Here is an 18,958-nt window from a genome sequence, read left to right on the forward strand (position 1 = left end):
GATCGACGGTGCAGGAAGCACGCACCACGACTCTGGATCCGCGGCTAAGCGACTCGCGGGCGAGTGCGGGGCCGGTTCGTCTGCGCCGAACCGGTAGATGCTGCCGCATCGCATATGGAGCCTCGTTGTCGGGGTGGGACATGCGAGGTTTGTGATCCATGCCTGTGCCCGCCGGATCATCGGCTAGCGTATCTACACCTCGACGACCACTGCGTTGGTGCAGAACGCGTTGAGCGCATGATCTGGATGGGAGCGAGGAAGCTGGAACGAAGATGTGATGGTCCAAGCTCATTGGGGTCCCCCTACATCCATTTCGTTCATCGGACGTCTCGGCGAGGCCGGAACCCCACCCGGCATAGGGCCGGAAGTGATTGCTGAGAGTAAGAAAACAGTCCTCAGCTCAATAGATTTGTACCTCTTCAAGGTGGCGGGAAGGCGTAGCCATCCAGCAGCGAGGATACCGGCGAGATCCTGATGGCCACGGCCAACGAAGCTGGGCATAGATTGCGCGTGCTACGGGGTCGACTTTGTGTGACGAACTGGCCGAATTCCACTCGCGTCATTCCAACAGCGTCACCACTCCTGTTCACCGTTACGAAGCAGTCCGCCTCCAACCTGACCACGGGCGGGCCGCTCGGCAAAGTGGCCGTCTAACTCGGACAGTGGGCACCCCTGATCCCCAGCCTAACGGCAGCGCAGTGAGGAAGAAGCTGCAAAAGTGACGGATAGAGCGCTTCGTCCCATGCATTCGAACTGGAGTTTGCTGCTCCTTGACATCTAGGTGATGCATGGCATCCTGCTCAGTGAGGCCGGGGCCCTGAGCGCTCGAGTTCGGACACTGGTCGAAAAGCCGCAGGCCCGGTTCTGTCGAGGACTGGGCCTGCGGCGATGGGGCAATGGGGCGCGCGGCAAGGGGCGTCCACCGCCGGTGCGAACCCTGGCTTTATCGACAGACTTCCTGGCGCGGTCCTCAACTGTCTCGTCATGTTCTTCGGTGTTGTATTGAGCGTGAGGAGAGAAACATCGTGCACGCTGGCTCGTGGACCGGGGGCCCGAGTTTCTGCGAGGTCGCTCGATGAATCATTGTCGCCAGTCGTGGGAAGCTTAGTAGCGATGTTCTCAAGTGGACCGAGTATTCTCTCTCCATAGTCGATGAGAGGTTGGATGCGAGGCATTCGCCGAGTCTATTCGTCTACATGCTATCGAATGCTTGCGTCGTGTCGGCGTATCATCGTTATCGATCAAATCTTGGAGTCGTCCGGTAGAATGAGAGTTCGTAATGAATATCCTATCGATTCTTTCTATGGTCCTCAGTGGGGGGGAGTAGCCTTCTTAGCCTCGGTAGCAGCGTGATCTAGAAGGCTTACTTGCACTGTCGGGTGCGGGTCACGAGCTCCTGCCATCGGTGCGAGCACTGGCGAAGTCCTCGACTCGGTGACCGTTCGTTCGTGTGGCGAGTGGACGCAGCTAAAGGATGTCGCGCTCGGCGAGTCAATCCGAACTATCTACGACGGCATCGAGTATTCGGAAGTGTCCGTGAAAGACCCTGCGGTAAACCAGTTCTGAGGTATCTGCGTTGTCGGCCGGGGGGACGAGCGGGCACTGCAGAGACCGGCATCCATGATGGACCAGACATAGCCTCTGCCACGAATTTCGCCTATGCGCACAGCAGACGCGCGCCGCCACCGAGTGCCACGCAACCTTGGACGTTATCTTAAGTCAATGTGATCCGTTCGGGTTTGTCGTGATCTGTTGTGTCGCACGCTGTTTGGTTGTGGCTGAGGAGTTGCCGAAGTGGCTGGTGCCTCCGTCGATTTTGTGGAAGTTGGTGGGCGTCGTTTGCTGTCGGAGTTCGTCTCGCGCGCGGGGTGGCGGTGCCACGCCGGTCGACCGGCGGGCGGTGTTCACCGCGGTGATGTACTTACTGATTACCGGTTGTGCGTGGCGGGTGCTGCCACCGTCGTTGGAGTGTCACCGTGGCGACGGCGTATCGCCGGTTCAGTGTCTGGACCGAGGCCGTTCTGTGGCGGTGCCTACGTCGTGCCGTGCTCGGTGAGCTGGGTAGCGAAGGCTTGATCGACTGGTCGCGCGTGGTGATCGACGCGGCGTCGGTGCGGGTAGGAGAAAGGGCGGTGGCGGCATGACCGGGCCGAGCCCGGTTGATCGTGGCAGCTCTGGCTCGAACTGCACCTGCTGTCGGATCTGGTGGGATTGCTTTGGCTGTAGGTTTCTCGGTAGCCGACACAACGATGCCGAAGCGCAGCGCCCGCTGACGCGGGCGATCCCGGGCGGTCCAGTCGCAGCGCGGTCCGCGCCGCCGCAAGCCGCCAAGTTACGCGGCACACGGCCTACGACACCGCAGAATTGCGTCTGTGGGTTCGTCGGCGCGGCATCGCCATTCGCATCCCTCAAGGGTATCGAGTCCAGCCAGCGACCCGGCCCCCACCGATGGGGTGATCGAGCGGACGATCTCCTGGCTCACCCGCCATCACCGGCTCAACCCGCGCCACGAGCGCAAGGGGCATCCACTTCCGCGCCTTCCCGGCATCCGCCGCCGCGCTCACCTGGTTCAAGAAACTCGCAAAGCGAAATCAGCGACTTGAGGTACGTTTTAGCGCATCCTCAGATGCTCACAACCTAGCGCTAGCGAGGCGCTCATAGTCGGTTGTCATGGTCGCTTGTTCAACCGGGCCGCCCTCCGGTGCGAGGGAACTCTCAGAAGCCGACGTACGTCCAGCGAAAGCGGTGGATAGAGCCGGGCTCCGAGTCTTGTGCATGCCTCATCCCAGCTGGCCTGCCCATCGAACGGTTACGCCCAGTACCTCGAGGGTCTGCGGAGGATGGTCGTAGATCAGCGATAGGGCCATGTGTGCGGCCATTCCGAGCGCGTCAGCCGAGCCTCGCTGATCCCGGATCCAGTCTTCGATCGTCATGCGTGCTTGGTCTGCTGCTGTGGTGTCCATTGTGAACGTGTGTGTCCGCCGCAGATCGAGATTCGCATGATGTATGGTGATCTGGAGTGCGCCAGCGGTGGAGAAGTCCATTGTCAGTCCGGCTTCGCCGGCGTCAGAAGGGGTGCGGAAACGGATGTCGACCGCGTAGCCCGATGAATTGCTGGAGTGGTGAGCGTCGGCCACAACGCCAGGAAAGAGAAATCCGCCGTCGATTTCCGTGCTCAATTCGGAATGCGGTGCTTCCGTCCCCTTCTGGGGCGCTGTTCGGATGTCTGGATCTTGCCACTGTGGTGGTCGGGATGGGTTCTGATCGGCTTGTCGGTGGGGTTGTGGTGGAGAGGATTGCGGACGATCCGAGTCGGGAGCCGCGGTATCGGATCGCTGGTTGTCCTCCGGTCCGGGCGGTGAGACCGTCTCTGCAGGAGGAGTTGTCACACCCGGTTGGGTCGGCTTGTCAAAGATGGCTTCGTCTCTTAGGCCATCTGCGTCGGGAGTTGTGACTCCGGGCTGATTCGGTGCGGAGAGACTGTGCGGTGCCCTTTTCTCGCGGGATGGGCTGGGCAGTAGGGGCGATGTGGAGCCCGGTATCGCCTTAGCCGGCGTGACGATAAGGGTAGCTGCTGCTACGGCAACAACCAGCGGCAAGCACACACGTGCCCTGGTCGTGTAGCTGGCTTTCGGCTGGCGATGCTTCATGTTGGTGGTCCTTCATCAGAGCGGAGATGCACGCCATTTCCGACCTGCAGGCTGGCAAGAAACTGCGTTCCGCGGGTGGTCGACTGTGTCGTACCCGAGATCGGGCATGGTTCTGTCGGGAGTCAGTTGTGCATGCAGTGCAGCCGCGATCTCCTGAGCCGATGAGTAGATTCGGCGGTTCCGGTCAGCACCCCGGCGAGAACGGAGCATCATGGCTACTCCGTGCGGATCCAACGGCAAGTGTCCTAGGACCGGGATACCGAGGTCTTCTGTGAATCCAGCATTGTGCTCCGCGCCGACAAGGATCACCGCTCGGCGACGTCCTCTCTCGGTGACTTCGCGGGCACGTTGCCGGGCGAGTCCGGCGTCCGCCCGATCGGCTCGTATAACTACGATCAGGACGTCGGCACCGTCCATGATCGGCTCTGCCGCGGAGTTCGGATATGCCTTCCCACAGTCGGCGATCGCGACGAGTTCGTTGAGAGGCGGGGCGCCCGCGCGATGCCGTAAGAAGAGACCGGCACGCAGTATTGCTTCCATTCTATCTGCGTCTGTCGGCGCGGCGATGACAGGTAGGCCGTGTGGGAGCGGGCGAGCGTGTTGGAGAAATTGAACCGCACTTCGCAGGTCTCCTGAGTAGGCAACCGCAGCGATGGTCGACAGCCCGATGCCGGTTCGTCCGCCGAGATGTTGATCCAATGTGCCGCCAGCGGGATTGGCTTCGATAAGTACAACGCGCCCGGGCGCGGGCCATCGGGTCGCTATCGCAAGCGCGACGGTGGTCACGCCTGTTCTCGCCCCCAGTCCTGCGACTGCGATGAGCATGTCTGATTCCTCGGCAACTTGATAATGGGCTGCGATCGTCATGCCCCGTTCAAGATTCGTGGATGCGATCGTCAAAGTGACCTGGCTCGACTGTCGTAGGGCGTTATGATTGCCGGAGGCTGCTGGCAATCCGTCGCAACCACAGTGCGAGTCTGCTTCTGTGTCGACGGAATGCAGACGCTCGGTTGCTTATGCCTTCGTGTGCGGGGACCAGCCACCGGCGGTCAGTCCCGGGTGAAGCTGCCATGGCCTGCGCCATCCATTCCGCAAACCCGCTGAGCCGAGAATCGTCCTGGTCGGATATGCAAGAATCGCCTGTGTGTGCCCCGACCCTGGGCACGTGCTTGGGGCGAGCCGAGTCCCCGGCATCGGCCCTTGCGCCGTGCCGTTCGCGTCTCGGCGGCATTGTCGGCAGCGAGCTGGTGTGGCAGGTTCTGGAAGGCTTGGGTTGGACTTCGGGCACGCGCAGCGCCTTGCCCTTGTGGGACTGCGGCCGGGTGCACCGGCCGGCGTCGTACCTTTCTATCGGGCCTCCGAACGCATGCCAGTCGACCAAAAGCCTTGAGGATTTTCCGCCCCAGGAGGTCCGTAATGTAACTTCATATTTCATCGCCATCGATCTCTCGAGCTCGGCTGATCAGACAGTGGCAAGTTCCGCTGCGGCACTACCGGGTAAGTGTATTGAGGTTAAAAATATGCACAATATGTGCCGACTCGGCGGCGCATCCAAATCCATCATACTAACTTCCCAGTGATGAGAATATCTCGTATACGGCCCTGTCGTACGCGGCAGTCAACTCGGGCAGCGACTTCTGGATCTGGAGATCTGGGGGCGGGGGGAATGCGGCGTCCCATCGCTTGAGTTGAATCGAAACACGTAGGCGTTTCAATGTCGGCGCGGCGATCGCGGGTGGGTCGATGTAATGCATCGGACATTGATGGTGAGCAGAGTTCAGGCAGCGTACGAGAGTCTTGCCGGTCGGCTGTCAGCTGGATTGCAGACGACTGCCGTCGGCCAAGCGGTCAGCCGAAACGCATCCGTTCTGACTGTGACCTCTCGCGCAACTTGGTTCGGTCATGCGGATCATGGATGCCAACCGCGTCAAGTCCGATGTGACACCGATACGAAGAGGTTGAGTCGACTCTGGCGGAATCCGCGTCAATTTCTCCCAGGTGTATTCCGACGCAAAAGAAAGATTAGCATCCGCTGCAGAGATCGCTTGCTGCCGTGACTAATTCGATGCGATTCAGGAGCGGTTCGCTGAGGCCAGGCAGCCAATTGTCGCAGTCGCCGCACTCCCCACCTGACGACGTGGCCACAGACGGCCCAGCTGGCTGTGTCGAGCAGGTCGAAGATGTGCGGTGCGAGAACGCGAGATGATGGTCCTGGGCTTCGCGGCTGAGCGGCTGGCCTGAAAAGCACTTTTCGCCGCACTGTTTTGAGTCGCTGAGCGGATTGACCGGAACTGCGTGGCGGTAATCCGGAGCGGTCCTGCGCGGATCGGTGTAAGCCATGTAAAGAGATTGGCTCTCGCCTACTTGCGCTCCGTCCGACATGCTCCGCGGGCGTTCCTATCAGATCTCCCGGGGCATGACTACAGGGCCCGCGCGCAACGCTGCCGTTGCCCCGCCGCCGGATCGATACACTCACCCGAGTGTCCCTCATTTCAGCTCCTTCTCGGGGAGGCGGAGTTCGTCGTTGCGATGCCGCGTGGATGGAAAGCTCTTCGGGATCGTTCAATCTCTTCCAGGTAAATCCGCGCTCTGCGGGGATCCATGAACCAATGAAAGAAGTCCTGCGGATCGTCGAATCCATTGGTGAAACGTCGCGCAACGCGCGGATTCGACGCTGCAGCCGCCACCAGCTCCATGATGTGCGGCTGCGGCGAACCCAACAGCGCGTTCGTCCAACCGACCACGTAACGTACATAGTCCCAATAACGCCAGAAGGTTTCGTACATGAAGTGGAGATCGAATAGTCGATCCGCGTGATCTACGATGCTGGACAGATACGACGCCGCGCACCTGGACGCACTGTTCGATCCCTGACAGGTAATTAGATCGTTGAGGACGACGACATCACCCATACCCAGGACGGCTGCACCTGACGGGAGCAGCCCGATGGGACGGCGTACGGTCGGGGAGAAGCGGTCGGTCAGCACAGCAAGATCGTCGGTGAGTTCGATATCGCGGCAACGCTCAGCCTCCCAGGGCACAAACTCGGCTACAACCCGCTTGGCGACCTCAAGATGCTGCTGCGGGTCGGTGATGCCGCGGAAGCAATCTATGGGCCCGCCCGGTATCCCCTCTATCAGCATAATCTCGCAAGGCCCCGAGCTGGTGAGTGCCGGGAAAACGATGTACTCGCCGACTTTTGGGATCGAATTGAACGAGACAGCGTGCCGAGTCGCTTGCGGCGTCATACCGGTCACGTAGGCGAGTGCGATGGCGCGCTGCGGAGCGACGAACGTCCACCGTGTGATGTCGCGTTCGAAGAGGTTCGCGATATCACCAGCGTCTGTCGCAACGATTACCAGGTCAGACGTGCGATGATAGTCCTCGAGATCATTGATCGTCACCTCGTGAACGATCAGTTCGCCGCCACGATGGACAAACTCTGTAATCCACCGCGGCATCTTTACCCGTTCGTCGACCGACCGTGCGGCAAGATCGAGACGTGAGGTCCAGGAGACGGCCTTGCTCCTGTTGTCGTCGAACATCGTGAACACGAAGCCCTCGATCTCCGGGCACTGTTCGGCCCAAAAGTCGAGCCCCAATGCGCGTTCACGGGCTACTGCCCCGCCGAACATGCATTGGCTGGAGGTGACGCGGCCGCTGCCGATCTCCTCTGGTGTGCGGTTGGAGATGACCCGGACTTCGTAACCGGCATCCAGCAGGCCGATGGCCAATTGCAGCCCCGCTTGCCCGGCCCCGACGATCGTGATGGTCCGCAAGTTAGTTCCGTTCGAATCATGAAGGACTCCGATAATCGCGCCGTCCGTAGACCAGCCTTGGCTGGCGGCCGCCCTGAACGAAGGCTGCCGAACGGTCTATCGCCTCAAGCGCCCGCAATTTCCGGCTCTGGACGTACCTGCAACCAGGCTGATGGATTGAGCCATCGACTCAGAGCTTCGAGGTCCGCTGCCGTCAGACCGCTTCTGCAATTCTTGCACGCGGTATGGCGGCCCTCTCTGCAGTCAGACATCGTGTGCAAGCGTGCGCCACATACCGCGCAATCCCACGTACTCATCGGGCAACCCACTGCCTGTAATCAAGGCTCTCGTGAAGCAGCACAGCCTCACGAGCCTTGCCGGGCAGAGGAACTTCTTGACAGCGCAGATAGCCACGATTCTGCGCCAGATAGGTCTGTTTGGCCCACTCATACGCGTACAGTGCGCGTCGCATCCAGTGCGATGGAGAGTCCTGGTAGTCATCTCCTGGGTGCGGGTCGTCCATCATCAGCGCTTCCATGGCCGCGTAGAACCCGGCTTTGTCGATCTCGATTCGGAGAACGTCCATGATTCTTCCTTATTTCAACTGTTTGTGATTTTCAGGTATCACAACGAATACGTTGCTGTGCAGCACCCTGATCATCAGCCCTCCTAGAACACGTTGCCCTGCTGCAGTAAAGAGTTCGCGGTAACGGAGCGAGAGCATTTGTCATGGCTTGAAGGTAGCTACCCTTTGTGTACGCTGAGGGTTCCTTGCAGAAGGATCTCGGCCGTCGGGTGGTACGACACCGCCTTCGCGCATAGCCGTGACATCTTGCAATGGATCCCCTGATCTGGGGATTGACCGAAAAAGGTGCTGACGACACCGGTGTGCCAATGTTTTGACCAATGAGAAAGAAGGCCCGTGGCGACCGCCGACCGAGCGTTCTTGCGGAATATGCTGAGTTGTTGAGACTTCGCTTGGGGTCTAGCATCGAAGCGTACGCAACAAGCCTGCCTTGATACATATTAATGTCTCGTCTCGGGAAGAACACTGTTGGTTTCGATCCGATCCTCCCAGGCCGTCAGTGCGGTCGCCATGGGGGAAAGCCCTATGTTGGGCTATAGCGTCGGTGGGGGCGGGTGTCGACCTCGGGCTCTTTGGCAGACGAAGTCGCAGGCCCATGAGGCTTCGCCGATGCAACGGAGCGTGTACAACCCGGTGAGGCGAGGCGCCGGTAAGGGACACTGTCGGCGCGATGTCGGGTGCCCGTCGCCGATCATGTCCGGTTTGAACAGGCGGTTTCGCAGCGGCTATTGGTTCGGAGTGGTTGCGCTACGGGGGGTGCAGATCGTAGGTGTTTCCCCCATGTCGGTTTTGTGGTGGTGGGGGTGTAGTTGTTGCGAATGCGATGCGCGCTCGAGTTGCCGGTGCGAGCACCGTAGCTTTATCATCCGACGTGTTCGAATGGGCGTGAATCGATGGCTGACGCAATGGCGTGGAATGTGTTGCCGGGGGTTGTGGCGCAGCTGGTGACGCCGTTTGCAGCCGACTCTGGAGTCGATGTCGGGATGTTGCGCCGGCTCGTGGATCGGATGATCGGTGCGGGCGTGGGTGCAGTTGTGCCGTTCGGTACTGGTGAGGGTCTTCATGTGGGGCGTGGGGAGTGGAGGCATACGATCGCGGTGTGTTTGGAGCAAATCGGTGGCCGTGTGGCCTCATTTGTCGACGTGTCGGATGTGACCACTGCCGGTACGGTCGAGCGCGCGCGTTTCGCTGAGCGGCTGGGTGCTACGGCGATCATGGTGAAGCCGGTTGCGGGGTGCCGGTTGAGCCGCAACGAGTTAAGGTTGCACTTGGAGATGATCACGCAGTTCGTGGCTTTGCCGATGGTGATCGGTAATGATCCCGCGGCCACGGGCATCGATCTGCCCCCGGAGTTCCTTGCCGAGGTCGCCACGCAGGTCGCCGCGGTGTGTATGGTCGAAGAGTCCAGCGGTCTCATCGCGCGGATCAGACGTATCGGTGAACTCACTGGTGGTGGTGTCGCCGTGTTGAATGGCAGCGACCTGCACACGTTGCACGCTGCTGCCGCTGGGGCCGCAGGGTGGTCCACGGCCGCAGCGGGTTTGGTGCCCGAGCAGATCGTGCGGTTGTGGCGGTTGCTGAATACCGAGCAGGCTCTCGCTGCCGCGGAATTGTTCGGCCGACTCGCGCCGTTGTTCGCCGCGATTGCCGAGTACGGAGCGCCGGTGACTGTCAAATCGGGTCTGCGGGCCTTGGGGTTCGATGCCGGTGACCCACGTCTGCCGCAGTTGCCGCTGGATGCCGACACCGCTGCGGAGCTGGCCGGGCTCATCGCCATCGCCGAAGCAACCTCACCGGTGTCGGTGAGCCCGGTGACACTGCTCGCAGGCCGTGTCTACGACACCATCACAACAGCCGCCGCCGTCTGCGCTGCCACCCCACGATCCGGCTGCGCCCCCCACGAATGCCGATGCCGGCTACCACGATGACAAACCCCAAACCCAACACCGGGACGGATCGCCAGGTCAGACAACCACTCTAATCCGCTGCCAACGACGAAGGCGACACCCTAAACAGCGATGTTTCGGTGCGTACCCGCCTGGCGCCACAAGGGTGACAGGCACTTACCGAGTATCACGCTCGCATGCGCCCGCTCGCGGCTGGCTCCAACGACCAACGGGGCCGCGTGGCCCGTGGTGTATTCCGAGTCGCTCCGCTGGTAGCGCACGCCGCTGCGCCGAGTAGTCGACGGGTAGCCGGGGTCGCGGTGGCCGGTACACCCACGACATCCCGGTGCACCAGACCGCGAGCCCCTCTTCGGCGCGGCCGGTGAAGGTCGACCGGCAGTCGCTGAACCGGCGGTGAAATTTGGGGTGTCGGACAGGTGGCCGTGTAGCGCCGACAACGGATGTCCGGTGCTGTCGAAGTCAAGGTAGGGCAGGGTGCAGCGGCAATGTCAGAGAGCGCGCGGGCCGGGCACCCCGCACCGTTTCCTACCTCACGACAGGCGTCGCCGCATCGGCAGAGTCACGCGGCGGCAGATGGCGAATCAGTTCGAAGGGCGTTCTCTCACACTCTATGCAGGGGAGTTGGGCCGAACGCGATCTCAAGAATCTGGCGCGTGGATGTCGCCGTGACAGTATGGGACTTTTTGCATGGGCAAACGGTAGTGCAGGAGTGAGCGCGTGCTGCTCGTTGGTCAGATGGACAAACGTAGGTGACCTCGTCGAGACTGGCGCGAGTATAAATGGACGTGGCGCCTGAGGAATGACTGTCGGCGTGCCCGGCATCTGCTCTGGCGACTGCGTGTCCAAAGTATCGCTCGACCCACCACGGCGTGGTGTGACGCAGCCGGTGGCAGGTGATTCCCTGTTGCCTAACCCATGGCAGTAGCTGCCCGATCTGCTGCCTGTCGCCTCCGGCTGAATACTGACCCTCTGGTTCCCCCAAGCGGACAGGGTGCGTCAAAGTGCACGCTTTACCTCGATCTAGCAGCTTCCCGCATTTGCCCAGCGTCCCCAATACATTCTCGCTGCGAAATGTAAATGCGCACCTCGCAAAGATATGTATAGGTGTACGTCTAGTCCGTAGGGTAACGGCGATGGCTGCTCTGGCGTACTTAGGTACTCCTGTCAACTCCTCTGGCCAATTCATGCGGCGCGCGTCCGACGGCGCAATGGTCCAGTTATGAGTTTCCATCCGCTCGACCCGTTGGGTTGACAGCCGAACCACGCCCTGCGCAGTGCAGCAACGTTTGTGTCGGCCTTCTACCTGCTCACGCTCACACTCCGATGACAGCGGTGGTGTGCGGCAGATGCCTACGATGTCCCTCGCACGGTCAAGTGGGCGATCGCTCGGGGGGTTGCTGTGGCAAGTTACATGGGTTCGGCAATCGGGCCCGGGTCTGGTAGCTGCGCAAGGCTCTCCACAGGCCCAGCGCAGCCGAGTAAGGTGACAACTGATCGCTTGGTTGGTTCCGCTCGTCGAGTTCCATTTGCAGGGGTCGCAGGTAAAGTGAAGACAGCGACGTGTTGGGTGGCGTAAACGTAGACTGGATACCCCCGTCTCCGCGTACCTGGGAGCATATGGTGCTGAGTTTCACTACCGGGGGTGGGGATGCCAAGTTGGTCGGCAGAGCGTCCGAACTAGCGGACATGGCGCATCTGCTTGCGTCCGCTCAGGAAGGCCGCGCCCATACCGTGGCTGTGCTAGGCGACCCGGGGATCGGGAAGACACGGGTACTCGACGAGTTGCGCCGACAGGCCACGGCTGCGGGGTTCGACGTCTTGGCAGGGCGGGGGTCGGAATTCGAGAGGGAGCTGCCCTACGGTCTGATTATTGAGGCTCTCGATGAACGGTTTCGAGTGATGCGAGCAGACGTCGATCTTGAATCGGACATGGCAGAACTCGGTGCGGTGCTGCCGTCCTTGTCGGGGCATAGTAGCCAGCTTCCAAGTCGGCTGGAGATCGAGCGATTTAAATTCCACCGCGCCGTCCGATCCGCCCTGGAACGACTCAGCCGCCGACGGTCGCTGCTGTTAGCACTCGATGACGTGCACTGGGCAGATCCGGCTTCAGTCGAACTGATCGGTTTTCTGCTGCGCCGGCCGGTTCCGGGCATGGTGTTGGGACTGGCGTACCGACCGCGTCAGGCGCCGCGCCTGCTACTCGGTGTGCTACGGCAAGCCAGACGTGAGGGACTTTTGCACGAACTTGAGTTGGCGCCACTGACGGTCGCTGAGGCGGCCGGACTGTTGGGCCAACGGCCGGACTCCTCCCTCCTCCGTTCGCTGTACGCCGAGAGTGGGGGGAACCCCTTCTACCTTGAACAATTGGCACGTATGGCATCACATGAATTGTCCCCGACAAGGCACGGAACCTCGATCGGCGGCAAGCCCGAGGCTGGCGTCCCTGCTGCCGTACGTGCGGCGATCACACAGGAACTGTCCGAACTGCCATCACACACGATCGAAGTGTTGCAGGCCGCTGCGGTCGCGGGCGACCCGTTCGAAGTGGACCTTGTGACGGAGATTGTTGCGTCCGACAAGCTGCAGGTGCTCAAACACCTCGACGCTCTAGCTGAAACCGGCCTCGTCAGGGCATCCGACGCCGCAGGGACTCTTTGCTTCCGGCATCCCATCGTGCGTCGTGTGGTGTATGACGCGACTATGCCAGGCTGGCGGTTCGGCGCCCACGAACGGGCTGCCCATGCGCTGACTCAGCGAGGCGCTCCGCTCAGTAAGAGGGCACATCACGTAGGTCAGTCAGCCACTGTTGGTGACGGCGCCGCTGTGGCGACCCTCACCGAGGCCGGATACGCGGTGGCAGCCCGTGCGCCAGCGGCTGCTGCCGAGTGGTTCGAAGCGGCCCTGCGTCTACTGCCGGACACCACCGGTTACGAAGAACGGCTTCGGCTTGTCACCTCCCTGGCTGATGCGCTCGCATCCTGCGGCCGCTTGCAAGACAGCCGCACAGTCCTGGAGCGGGCGTTGGAGTTTCTGCCGACGAACGCAATCGCGAATCGGGTACGGATCATCGGGATGATCGTGCGAGCTGACCACGGTCTGGGCCGCGCAAAGGAAGCGCGACATCTCATCACAACGGCGCTCGACCAGGTGGACCCGAACAGTCCGGACTCGGTGTCGTTGCGCTTGACCCTCGCTGAGAACTGCATGATGTTGGGCCAATGGGGGCAGGCCGTGGAGACAGCGGCCACGGCGCGTCGACAGGCGCAGTTGCTCGGCGACGCTCCATTAGTACTTGCCGCAACGGCAGCACTCGCGTTTCATACGGGATGTCACGGCAGTCCTGACGATGCACGCGAACTGGTCGAATTGGTCACCGAGGACATCGACGCGCTTGACGTCGACCTAACGCCCACGCTGCTGGAGGCGCTCGCGAACCTGGTCATCGCGGAGACCATTGTGGACCGCTACCGTGATGCTGCCCGCCATGCAGAACGAGGCCTTCGCGTCAGTCGTAGCACTGGGCACGAATATTTGTACGCGCGCTTTACCTTTGACTTGGCTGTGGCGAAGATCATGCTGGGGAAACTCAACGAGGCCGAGTCCGCTGCAGACAGTGCAGTGGAAGCAGCAATGTTACTGAACAACGATCAACTGCTCGCGACCGCAGAGGGCATCCGCTGCTGGGTGAAGACCGCGAGGGGAAACATGCCAGAGGCAGTCGCTGCCGGTCGCGCTGCGGCGCGCGCTGCCGATCGCCAACCTGATGCGCTGCTCGCGTGGTTGGCACATGCCTGCTATAGCGAAGCGCTGATCGAAGTCGGCGAGGTGGAGAGGGGTCGCCAGGAGCTTTGGGCTGTCGGCGGCCCCGAGCTGTCCGATCTGCCTCCCACCACGCGCACGTTTTGGCAACAGGCGCTGGTCACGGCAGAGTTGTCGACGGGCCGAATCGACGCAGCCCGAGCCGTGGCAAGGCGGACTCAAGACGCCTCGACTGTGTCTTCCCGACAGGGAAGTTCGCATTACGCGTGGGCGCGCGTCCAACTAGCGGCGGGCAAGCTGCAGGCGGCTGTGACGTCCGCTAACCAGGCAGTTCGATGTTTCGACGCTGCGGAGATGGTTGTATGGGCCGCTCGTGCACGGATGACTGCGGGACGCGCCTACGCGCTCGCTGGTGAGCCCACAGCTGCGGTACGGGAGCTGGAACTGGCTTACGATATCTCGCAGCGTGCCGGAGCTGAACGGCTTCGAGACGAAGCTGCGAAAGAACTCAGGACTCTAGGAATACGCGTGCGACGACGGGCCAGTGCCGATGAGCAGGCTGGCCGGCCGATCCTGACAGAGCGCGAGCGCAGTATCGTGGAGCGGGTTGTCCGCGGCTATACGAATCGCGAGATCGCTAAAGAGCTGTTCGTCAGCCCGAAGACCATCGAGAAACACCTGGGACGGATATTTGCCAAACTCGGAGTTTCGTCGCGTGTCAATCTGGCGGCAGCCTTGAGCCATCTCGACAGCGGCCTGTAGTGACTGTGGAGAGGTTGTGGCACAATTTCTCCTGACGCCTGCGCACCGTTCTTCAGATGTTAGCGGCAACGAGAATTTCTTCTGCTCGACTTACTTACTGGTCAGTCGGTTCCTTATGCTGGCTAAGGTGTCTGACGAGGCGGTGTTACTTGATGTGTTACCAGCCTCATCTGGCTCGGTGGACTTCAGGCCACGGGTTGGATGGATGGTTGTACTCGATAGGGGTGCGCCTACCGAGGGCTGAGTGGCGGCGGCGGTTGTGGACGATCTCGAGGTAGTCGAAGATCGAGTTCGCCAGCTCGATCCGGGGTTTTCCCGCGTTGCCGGTTGAGTAGCTCGGTTTTGCATTCTGCCCCAGAAGATTCGATGACGGCGTTGATGCTCCTATAGTCGTCAAGTGGCTGGTTCTGCTGGCTGGCGGGTTTGCCGTAGTGGTCGCATAAGTGCCCAGATTTCGCGAGCGAGCAGACGTTTGAGTCCCTTGAGTCAAGTCCTGAGGCTGTGAGGCGTTCGTTGTGCGGCATGATGGATGGCTGGGTCGTAGGGGGTGCCGTGATGCCAGCAGGCCCAGATGACGCGGAGCCAGGCGCGGGCGACAATGCGGGTGGCATGCGGGTTGCGTTTGCCGCGTGCGCGGGCACTACTGTAAAGGTCTGCGGCCCAGGGTGATTGCATGCGAGCGTTGTGCGCAAAGGCGGTGATGGCTTTGCGGGCCCGGGTGTTGGCTGCCCAGCGGAAGTAGACGCCGCTGGTCTTGCCCGAGGCTTTGGTAACCGGGGTGACGCCGCATTCGGCGCCGGCTTGGTCGACGGTGTCGACGCGGTCGAGGATCGGACCGATCTCGGCGAGTAATTGGGCCAGGTTGATGGTGCCGACGCCGGGGAGCGCGGCCAGCAGTTGGGCGCGGGGGTGTTCGTCGACGCGTTGCCTGATCAGATTTTCCAGATCGGCAATGGCGGTTTGGATGCCGCGCAGCAACGTGACTTGGGTTTTGATCATCAGTGCCAGGGTGTCGGTGGGCAGCTGGGCGGCCGGAACGGCAGCGTCGTGTAACCGGGCCAGCAGCAGTGTGGCGGGTTTTCCGCCGCGGTAGGAGTTCCGGCGTAGGAATGCGGCCATGCGGACCTCGCCGAGCCTCGCGTCCGATTGGGGTGTGGGGTAGGCGGTGAGGAAGGCCAGCGCGATGGGCGAGGCCAGCGAAGAGAACAAGTTTTTGGGGCCTGGCCAGTAGTTGTCCAGCAGAGATGCGAGCTGGTTGATCGCGGCGGTGCGGGCCTGAACCCGGTCGTCTCGGAGCCGGATGAGTGCCTGCAGTTCGCGCAGGCCGACATCGACCGGGTCGAGCTGGCGCAGTCGGTGTCCGTCGATGCGCAGGTAGTCGGCGAGTTTGTAGCTGTCGCCGGGATCGGATTTGGCGCCCGAGGCTCCCCATCGTGGCCGTGCGGCATGAAACGCGGTCGGATGCACTGGCACGACCGGATGTCCGGCGGCCAGCAAGCGGTCGACGATAAGCCCACTGGTCCGCTCGATGATCACTGGCAGGTCGGCGGGATCGCCGTGACGCGCTAAACGAGCCAATGTCGTCGTCCACGCTTGCTCGGTGTGACTGAACGCCCAGCGGTCCAGGACGCGACCGCGGTCATCGATGACGGTCACGTCATGGGTCTTACTCGCCCAATCCCAGCCGACGAACGGCATGCGTAGCCTCCCAGAGAGTTTCGCTGGTCGGGCCCTCGTCGGTCGAGGCTCCGGAGCCGGTTCCTCATTGTTCGGCCCTCGATGGGGCATGTCCCTGACGCCGGTCATCGGAGCCTCGGCGCACCAGGAGTGGCAGTACTCAAACTGGCCATCCAATGCGGCGCGGCAACGTGGCCATCTCCTGGTGCTGACCGAGGACCACGATCCGATCATCGGACCGCGCCATCAATACTCACCCAATGAGACAGCGGATGATCTCGCGTTTCGTCTTACCTTCGGCAGTGCGGCGGGCGACGTACGCTTTGGTCGGTTCGTGATGCTGCATGCGGACGATGACCGTGCGGTAGAGCGCGGAGTTGGCTTGTCGGTGACCGCCACGGTTGAGCCGGTAGCGGACGGTCTTGCCGGAGGAGGCGGGGATCGGGCAGACACCGCACAATTTCGCCCAGGCTGCCTCGGTACGGATACGGTCAGGGTTATCTCCGGCGACGATCAGCATCTCGGCGGCGGTGTCGACACCGATGCCGAATGCGGCGTTCAGTTGTGGTGCGATCGAGGCGGTGAGCGCGTCGAGCAGCTTCTCGTGAGCGCTGATCTCGTCTTGGAGTTGCTCCCAGCGTCGGGCGATCGAACGCAGCGTGTGTTTGGTGGCTGCTTCCACGGTGGTGATCGGGCCGGGTCGGAGGCCAGCGCACCGATGTATCAGCGCCATCTTCGACAGTGGTTGCAATTGTTTCACGTAGCTCACCGTGTGCGTTCACCAGTATCGACTTCAGTGAGATCATCGCTGCCGCACGGGCTTTGACAGCAACATCTTTGGCGACTTTGATCTGGCGGATCATTTCAACGATACCGTCAGCGGTTTTCGGGGTGGCGTCGGCGTAGCCAGCCAGCACGGCGCGTGCGGCGTTCTCAGCGTCGAGGAAGTCGGATTTGCCGCGCAATCGCCGGTCGCGGCGGTCGGTGCGCATCACTTCGATCACGCCGATGTCGGCGCGGCGCACCGCCGCGGTGAGTCCTGCTCCGTAGGAGCCCGTGCCCTCGATCGCGAAAGTGCGCAGGTGTCCTAAATCCGTTGCCCACTCGATGAGTTCTCAGTAGCCGGCGCGGTCGGCGGTGAACTTACCGGTGGCCAGGACGCCACCGAAGTCGTCTAGCGCCGCAGCGACGTGGAAGTGCTTGTGGGTGTCGACGCCGATGACGACTCGACCTCGGCGTGGCGGGTTTGTCATGCTTGTCCTGCGACCTTTCAGCGGGTTGTGACGCTGGCCGGTCGGGTGGACGGGACTGTGATGGGACCTGGTGAGGTCAGGCTCCTATGAGGTCACTGCCCGCCCGGTCAGCACCAGGTGGTGAGACCATCTGGTGCCCGACAGATCAACAGCCAGGACACCCAAACCTCGGGGTCAGTCGTAAGCAAGAGTCAGGCCACCAGACGGCCGAACACATTCTCACAGTCGTAGCAGTCGCCGATCGAGCCCATTGATGGCACTAGCTCTCGTTGCTGCAGATGCAGTGCTACACCGTCAGGAACGGAGCCGATGGCGGGAACACCACCGGCAACGCTTCCAACGCTCGGTGAAATGGGCCAGGGCGCCAGATGAGCTCGTCATTCGCGACAGCAAGTTTCAGCTCCGGGAGAGTGTCCAAGAGTTGATCGATAACGTCCTGCGCGAGCAGAAGCCCGTATGGTCGAGCCCGAGCAGGACAAGCGTGTGGGCCGGTGCTGAAGGCCAGATTCCATCCGTTGTCCAGGAATTCTCCTGTGTTCATCGCTGGATCTGTGTTGCAAGCGGCCATACTGATGATCACCGGCTGATTCGCTGGCAGCCAGACATCCTCGATCAGAATTGGCTGGCGCGGGTAGGTGATGCAATAGTTCGCCATCGGCGGGTCGGTTGCAAGCCTCTCGTGGAGCGCGGTCTTGGTCGACAGATGGAGGCTATCGCCGAAGCGGGTGTCGGTCAGCATCAACAGCAGGGTGTTGGCGATTAGGTTCAGTGGTGGTTCGACACCGGCGGCGAACAACAAAACCAGCTGATGCACCATCTCCTCGTCGTTCAGCCTGGCGGGATGTTGGACCAGCCTCGTGACGACGTCGTCGTCGGGGTGATCGCGCTTCAACGCGGTGAGGTCGAGCAGCGCTTGACCCATAATCGTGTTTACTGCTTCCGTATCCACGCCGTCGAACATTGCGGCGCTGGCCTGTGCGACTCGCTCGCCGATGTCCGGTGGACAACCGAGTACCTTGCAGAAGACTGAGAAGACCAGCGGTTGGACATACTGGGTCAACAGCTCGGCCTCGCCGGCCTCGCAGAAGGTGTTGATGATCGGGATTGCGGATTCCTCGACCATGGACCGCAGGCAGTTTAGGTCGATCCCGTCCAGGGCGTCGGTCAACGCAGTGCGGTATCGTCTGTGCTTCTCGCCGCTGGTACGGATCGCGTTGGGTCGTGCCTCGATCATCGGCATGATCGGGATCCCGGCGGGCGCGGTGCTCTGCCACGCGCTCGGATCGGCGGGGAAGTGGTCGTCATCGTTGAGGATACGCACGGCGGTGCGATAGCTGATGACCAGGGTCGCTGGAACTCCTGGCCACATTTCGACCGGCACCAACGGTCCGTAGTCTCTACGCATCCGGCTGTAGAATACGTGCGGATCGGCCGCGAACTGCGGAGTGTAGATTGGGATTCGTGGACCAATGTTCTCGATCGATGACCTTGAGTCGGTCGCGGTAGCACCCTGATACCCGTATTGCGGATACACGTAGTCTCCTTGGTGTCGGTAGCGGCAGCATCGTGCCCAAGGCGAACCTCGTTGGCTCGCCTAAGTTGTTTT

10 protein-coding genes are annotated in these 18,958 nt (G+C 61.6%); 3 read left to right on the forward strand and 7 right to left on the reverse strand.

Annotated features, from left to right (window positions below):
• Nucleotides 1–1,976: 1,976 nt before the first annotated feature.
• Nucleotides 1,977–2,144, forward strand: a complete 168-nt coding sequence (locus ACZ6DL_RS37165) for a hypothetical protein (RefSeq protein WP_466058313.1) — start codon at nucleotides 1,977–1,979, stop codon at nucleotides 2,142–2,144.
• Nucleotides 2,145–2,780: 636 nt separating this feature from the next.
• Here ACZ6DL_RS37165 and ACZ6DL_RS37170 read toward each other — a convergent pair.
• The 3 genes from ACZ6DL_RS37170 to ACZ6DL_RS37180 all read right to left on the reverse strand — a co-directional run bounded on the left by ACZ6DL_RS37170 (nucleotide 2,781) and on the right by ACZ6DL_RS37180 (nucleotide 7,994).
• Entirely contained in the window at nucleotides 2,781–3,179 is a 399-nt protein-coding gene (locus tag ACZ6DL_RS37170; protein ID WP_466058314.1) for a hypothetical protein, read from the reverse strand.
• Nucleotides 3,180–6,142: 2,963 nt separating this feature from the next.
• Nucleotides 6,143–7,429 (reverse strand): styrene monooxygenase/indole monooxygenase family protein, encoded by a 1,287-nt coding sequence (locus ACZ6DL_RS37175; RefSeq protein WP_466058316.1) that lies wholly within the window; start codon nucleotides 7,427–7,429, stop codon nucleotides 6,143–6,145.
• Nucleotides 7,430–7,721: 292 nt separating this feature from the next.
• Complete coding sequence (locus ACZ6DL_RS37180) at nucleotides 7,722–7,994, reverse strand: hypothetical protein (protein WP_466058318.1); 273 nt, start codon at nucleotides 7,992–7,994, stop codon at nucleotides 7,722–7,724.
• Between the two features lie 893 nt (nucleotides 7,995–8,887).
• On the opposite strand from ACZ6DL_RS37180, the gene ACZ6DL_RS37185 reads away from it, so the two are divergent.
• Nucleotides 8,888–9,922 (forward strand): dihydrodipicolinate synthase family protein, encoded by a 1,035-nt coding sequence (locus ACZ6DL_RS37185; protein WP_466058319.1) that lies wholly within the window; start codon nucleotides 8,888–8,890, stop codon nucleotides 9,920–9,922.
• Nucleotides 9,923–11,518: 1,596 nt separating this feature from the next.
• Complete coding sequence (locus ACZ6DL_RS37190; RefSeq protein ID WP_466058321.1) at nucleotides 11,519–14,422, forward strand: helix-turn-helix transcriptional regulator; 2,904 nt, start codon at nucleotides 11,519–11,521, stop codon at nucleotides 14,420–14,422.
• Nucleotides 14,423–14,908: 486 nt separating this feature from the next.
• Here the strand turns inward: ACZ6DL_RS37190 and ACZ6DL_RS37195 are convergent, their stop codons facing one another.
• The 4 genes from ACZ6DL_RS37195 to ACZ6DL_RS37210 all read right to left on the reverse strand — a co-directional run bounded on the left by ACZ6DL_RS37195 (nucleotide 14,909) and on the right by ACZ6DL_RS37210 (nucleotide 18,886).
• Nucleotides 14,909–16,120 (reverse strand): IS110 family RNA-guided transposase, encoded by a 1,212-nt coding sequence (locus ACZ6DL_RS37195; RefSeq protein ID WP_466058322.1) that lies wholly within the window; start codon nucleotides 16,118–16,120, stop codon nucleotides 14,909–14,911.
• Between the two features lie 232 nt (nucleotides 16,121–16,352).
• A complete protein-coding gene (locus tag ACZ6DL_RS37200; protein ID WP_466058324.1) occupies nucleotides 16,353–16,859 on the reverse strand; it encodes a transposase in 507 nt (168 codons plus the stop codon).
• A gap of 355 nt (nucleotides 16,860–17,214) precedes the next feature.
• The gene (locus tag ACZ6DL_RS37205; protein WP_466058326.1) at nucleotides 17,215–17,352 is read right to left on the reverse strand and encodes a hypothetical protein; all 138 of its coding nucleotides are present in this window, start codon (nucleotides 17,350–17,352) and stop codon (nucleotides 17,215–17,217) included.
• 286 nt (nucleotides 17,353–17,638) lie between these two features.
• A complete protein-coding gene (locus ACZ6DL_RS37210; RefSeq protein ID WP_466058328.1) occupies nucleotides 17,639–18,886 on the reverse strand; it encodes a cytochrome P450 family protein in 1,248 nt (415 codons plus the stop codon).
• Nucleotides 18,887–18,958 lie beyond the last annotated feature (72 nt).

It is taken from the genome of Nocardia sp. NPDC041819 (assembly GCF_055590505.1).

Excerpts from the sequence above, each read along its gene's own strand:
- ACZ6DL_RS37180 (WP_466058318.1), bottom strand. The coding sequence starts at position 7,994 with ATGGACGTTCTCCGAATCGAGATCGACAAAGCCGGGTTCTACGCGGCC.
- ACZ6DL_RS37185 (WP_466058319.1), top strand. The coding sequence starts at position 8,888 with ATGGCTGACGCAATGGCGTGGAATGTGTTGCCGGGGGTTGTGGCGCAG.
- ACZ6DL_RS37190 (WP_466058321.1), top strand. The coding sequence starts at position 11,519 with ATGGTGCTGAGTTTCACTACCGGGGGTGGGGATGCCAAGTTGGTCGGC.
- ACZ6DL_RS37195 (WP_466058322.1), bottom strand. The coding sequence starts at position 16,120 with ATGCCGTTCGTCGGCTGGGATTGGGCGAGTAAGACCCATGACGTGACC.
- ACZ6DL_RS37205 (WP_466058326.1), bottom strand. The coding sequence starts at position 17,352 with ATGACAAACCCGCCACGCCGAGGTCGAGTCGTCATCGGCGTCGACACC.